Here is a 4,293-nt window from a genome sequence, read left to right as displayed (position 1 = left end):
GAGGCGCGCGCTTTCTATGCGGGATTCCGGCTTTCGCCGGAATGACATGGAGGAAGCAGGAATGACATGGAGGAGGCCGGAATGACGAGGGGTGGGGTTTTTCCGGGGTGGGAGTTGCGCTGGAATGACGGAAAAAGCAGGGGGAATGACGAAAAAAAACGGGGGGAGTGATGGAAAGAACGAGGGGGAGCGATGGAAAGAACGGAATGCGGGGGCGGCAAATACTGCCGTATCCGCGCGTAACCCCGTGGCGCTGCTCGCATGTATGGAGCGGGGCAGGTTGTATGGATGCCGCTCAGATGTGTCCGAACCTGTACACGGGTGCGATGATCGTTTCGACCCCGGGGGGAGGCGGGAATCTGGCGGCTTCGGGGTCAGTCGCCGCGGCCGATCCGGCGCCGCCAGTCGCGGGCCGCGGCTACCGCCGCCGCCGCGTCCAGCGTGGTCAGTTCGCGGCCGGCAAGCAGTTGCCGTCCCGCCACCCAGACGTCGCTGACCTGCGCGCGGCAGGCGGCATAGACCAACTGCGCGACCGGGTCGTACACCGGCTGCGTCTCGGGGCAATCCAGGTCCACGGCGACGATGTCCGCCTCTTTGCCCGGGACCAGGGAGCCGATCCGCCCTGCCAGCCCCAGCGCCTGCGCCCCGCCCAGGGTTGCCATGCGCAGGACCTCGCGGGCGCGCAGGGCGCTGCTGTCGGCGGCCGCGAACTTGCCCAGCAGGGCGGCGCTGCGCATCTCGCCGATCAGGTCCAGGTCGTTGTTGCTGGCGGCGCCGTCGGTGCCCAGGGCGACGTTCACGCCGGCCCGCAACAGCCGCGCCGCCGGGCAGGCGCCGCTGGCCAGCTTGAGGTTGGATTCCGGGCAGTGGACGGCGTGCGCGCCGTACTGCGCCAGTTGTCCGATCTCCTCTTCCTGCAGTTGCGTGAGGTGCACGGCCAGCAGTTCCGGGCCCAGCAGGCCGAATTTGCGCAGCCGCTCCAGGGGCCGGCAGCCGTGTTGCCGCACCGAATCCGCGACCTCGTCCGCGGTCTCGTGTACGTGCATGTGTACGCGCAGCCCCCATTCCGCCGCCAGCTCCCGCACCCGGCGCAAGCCGTCGTCCGATACGGTGTAGGGCGCGTGCGGCGCCAGGGCGGCGGCCACCAACGGCCGGCCGCTTAGCAGGCGGCGCAGCGTTGCCGCTTTGGCGAGACATTCTTCCTCGCCGCCGGCCCAGGGAGTCGGCACGGCGAGCACCGGCAGGCCGGCGACCATCCGCATCCCGGCGCGCTCGGCTTCCCCGGCGGCGATCTCCGGGAAAAAGTACATGTCGTTGCAACAGGTGGTGCCGCCGCGGATCATCTCGGCCAGGGCCAGCCGGCTGCCGTCGCGCACGAAGTCGGGGCCGACCCAGCGGCGCTCCGCGGGCCAGATGTGTTCCTGCAGCCAGGGCATCAGGGGCAGGTCGTCGGCGATGCCGCGCAACAGGGTCATGGCGACGTGGCAATGGCTGTTGACCAGGCCGGGCAGCAGCAGGTGCCGGTCCAGGTGCAATCGCCGCTGCGCTCGGTAGCGGCGTCCGGCCTCGGCCGCCGGGAGCAGGTCCAGGATGCGCCCCTGGCGCAATATCAGGGCGTGGTCTTCGCGCAGCGCGCCCGGCGGTTCGACCGGGGCGATCCAGCGCCCGCGGATCTCGGTGTCGGCCTGTATTTTCTCCAGGGTTTTCCCGGCGCTGCGTGACATCCCCGGCGATTATGGCATTATCCCGGCGCGATGGCATGGCAGGCGACGATGGACGGCGGCGGCGCCAACGGCGACGCGGCGGCGCGGCAAGACTCCGTACAGGCGGTGGCCTGGGAGGAGGATGCGGTGCGGCTGTTGGACCAGCGGCGCTTGCCCGGGGCCGAGCGTTACCTGTCGTTGTCGCGAGCGACGGAGGTTGCCGAGGCTATTCGGGACATGGTCGTGCGCGGCGCGCCGGCGATCGGCATCGCCGCCGCTTACGCCGTGGTGCTGGCCGCCCGCGCCGCCTGGCGCTGCGCGGGGACGGACTGGCGGCAGGCGGCGCGGCCCGAATTGCAGCGGCTGGAGCGGGCGCGGCCCACCGCTGTCCACCTGCGCTGGGCCGTGCGCCGGATGCGGGACCGCTTCGCCGCTATTCCGGGAGAACCGACGCCGGCGCTGCTGGCCGAGGCGCGGGCCTTGCACCGCGAGGACATGGCGGCCAACCGGCGCATCGGCGCCCTGGGCGCCGACTTTATCGGCGGGCCCGCCCGCGTACTGACGCACTGCAACGCCGGCGCCCTGGCGACAGGCGGTTACGGCACGGCGCTGGGGGTCGTCCGCAGTCTTCACGCCCGCGGCGCCCTGCGCGCCGTCTATGTTTGCGAGTCGCGCCCCTGGCTGCAGGGCGCGCGGTTGACCGCATGGGAATTGCAGCGCGACGGCATCCCGGTAACGTTGATCGCCGATGCGGCGGCGCCTGGATTCATGGCCCGCGGCGAGATTGATTGGGTGGTGGTGGGCGCCGACCGCATCGCCGCCAACGGCGATGTGGTCAACAAGATCGGCACCTACGCGCACGCGGTCGCCGCGCGTCATCATGGCTTGGGCTTTCTGGTGGCGGCCTCCGCGGCGACCATAGATGCGGCCATGGCGACGGGAGCGGGAATTCCCATCGAGCGGCGGGCGCCGGAGGAGTTGCTTGCCGGATGCGGCTGGCAACGGCTCCCTCCCGGCATTGAGGCGGCCAATCCCGTGTTCGATTTGACCCCGGCGGCCCTGGTCGGCGGCATCGTCACCGAGCGGGGCGTGGTCGCGCCTCCCGGGCGCGACCGCGTGCGCGCCCTGCTGGCGGCGGAGGGAGGCGACTGAAGTGCGGATCGTGATCGCGCCGGATTCTTTCAAGGGCAACCTGGACGCCTTGCAGGTGGCTGCCGCCATTGAGCGCGGCGTGCTCCGCGCCTTGCCCGGCGCTCGTTGTCGCAAGTTGCCGATGGCCGATGGCGGCGAGGGCACCATGCGGGCCCTGCTGGCGGCGGTGGGCGGCCGCGCCTGCCGCAAGCGGGTGTTGGGGCCGGCGGGAAAACCCGTGACGGCGCAGTACGCGCTGCTGGAGAACGGCGTGGCGGCGATCGAAATGGCGCAGGCCTCGGGTCTGCCGCTGGTGCCGGAAAGAGAACGCGATCCCCTGCGCGCCACTTCCTACGGTACGGGGGAACTGATCCGCGCCGCCCTGGACCGGGGCGCCGGCGCCTTGGTGATCGGTATCGGCGGCTCGGCCACCTGCGACGGCGGCGCCGGCATGGCGCAGGCCCTGGGTGCGCGTCTGCTCGACCGCCGCGGCCGCGAGTTGCGCCGGCCCGCCAGCGGCGGCATGTTGCACCGGGTGGCCCGGATTGATGCCTCCGCTCTGGACCGGCGCCTGCGGCGCACCCGCATCGAGGTGGCCTGCGACGTGGACAATGCGCTATGCGGCCGCCGCGGCGCCGCCGTCGTTTTCGGGCCGCAGAAGGGGGCCGCGGCGCGGGACGTGCGCGTCCTGGATCGCAATCTGGGCCACTATGCCCGGTTATTGCGGCGCGATCTGGGCCGTGACGTGGGGCGCCGCCCTGGCGCCGGCGCCGCCGGCGGTCTGGGGGCGGGGCTGTTGGCCTTTACCCGGGCGCGGTTGCGGCGCGGAGTGGATATCGTCATGGCTGCCGTGGGTTTGGCGGAGGCGTTGCGCGGCGCCGACTTGGTGTTCACCGGCGAGGGCAAGATTGATTCCCAGACAGCCTTCGGCAAGGCGCCGGCGGGCGTGGCGCGCCTGGCCCGCCGCTACCGGGTGCCGGTGATCGCAATCGGGGGCGCGCTGGCCGACGATGCCCGCCTGATGTTCGGACACGGGATCGCCGGGTTGGGGTCCGCGGCGGCGCGGGACATGCCTCTGGAAGAGGCTTTGCGCCACTCCCGCGCCCATCTCGCCAATGCTGCCGAGCGGGCCGTGCGGCTGGTGCTGATCGGGCGGAAGATGCAACGGGCGCAACGGGCGCGGCCCCGCTCCCGCGGCAAGGCGCCGGCACGGGCGGGGCAGTAGGGGCCGCCGCTCGCCGGCGGCGCGCTGCGGCGCGGTGGCGCGATGCTTGCGCCCGCCCAAGCCGTTACGCAATCGAGGGGAAAAGATTCCCACCCCGCTATTCCCGCGCATCACTCCCCCCTGGAGGGGGAGTCGGCAAGACGAGGGCGGAGCCCGAAGTCGCGCCGGTGGGGGGCATAGCGGCGCCTCCTTCCCCCCAGCGGACACGGAAATCGCAACCGCCGCTTCCCCCCC

General features: G+C 72.1%; 3 protein-coding genes. 2 read left to right on the top strand and 1 reads right to left on the bottom strand.

All coding sequences use genetic code 11. The features are described from left to right. Nucleotides 1–374: 374 nt before the first annotated feature. The gene (locus tag OXU43_05395; protein MDD9824587.1) at nt 375–1,724 is read right to left on the bottom strand and encodes a TRZ/ATZ family hydrolase; all 1,350 of its coding nucleotides are present in this window, start codon (nt 1,722–1,724) and stop codon (nt 375–377) included. Between the two features lie 30 nt (nt 1,725–1,754). Between OXU43_05395 and mtnA the strand changes: the two genes are divergently transcribed. Both mtnA and OXU43_05385 read left to right on the top strand, forming a co-directional pair. Further along, nucleotides 1,755–2,855 carry an S-methyl-5-thioribose-1-phosphate isomerase gene (gene mtnA / locus OXU43_05390; GenBank protein MDD9824586.1) on the top strand — a complete coding sequence of 367 codons (1,101 nt, stop codon included), beginning with the start codon at nt 1,755–1,757 and terminating at the stop codon, nt 2,853–2,855. A 1-nt stretch (nt 2,856) separates the two neighbouring features. Continuing rightward, nucleotides 2,857–4,059, top strand: coding sequence for a glycerate kinase (locus tag OXU43_05385; protein MDD9824585.1), 1,203 nt, complete (start codon nt 2,857–2,859; stop codon nt 4,057–4,059). Nucleotides 4,060–4,293 lie beyond the last annotated feature (234 nt).

The organism is Gammaproteobacteria bacterium (assembly GCA_028817255.1).
In the GTDB taxonomy this organism is placed as follows: domain Bacteria; phylum Pseudomonadota; class Gammaproteobacteria; order Porifericomitales; family Porifericomitaceae; genus Porifericomes; species Porifericomes azotivorans.
This window is presented reverse-complemented; position numbering and strand designations above follow the sequence as displayed.

Bases quoted from the DNA above. Each gene is read 5' to 3' on its own strand.
- OXU43_05395 (MDD9824587.1), bottom strand. From the start codon at position 1,724: ATGTCACGCAGCGCCGGGAAAACCCTGGAGAAAATACAGGCCGACACC.
- mtnA (MDD9824586.1), top strand. From the start codon at position 1,755: ATGGCATGGCAGGCGACGATGGACGGCGGCGGCGCCAACGGCGACGCG.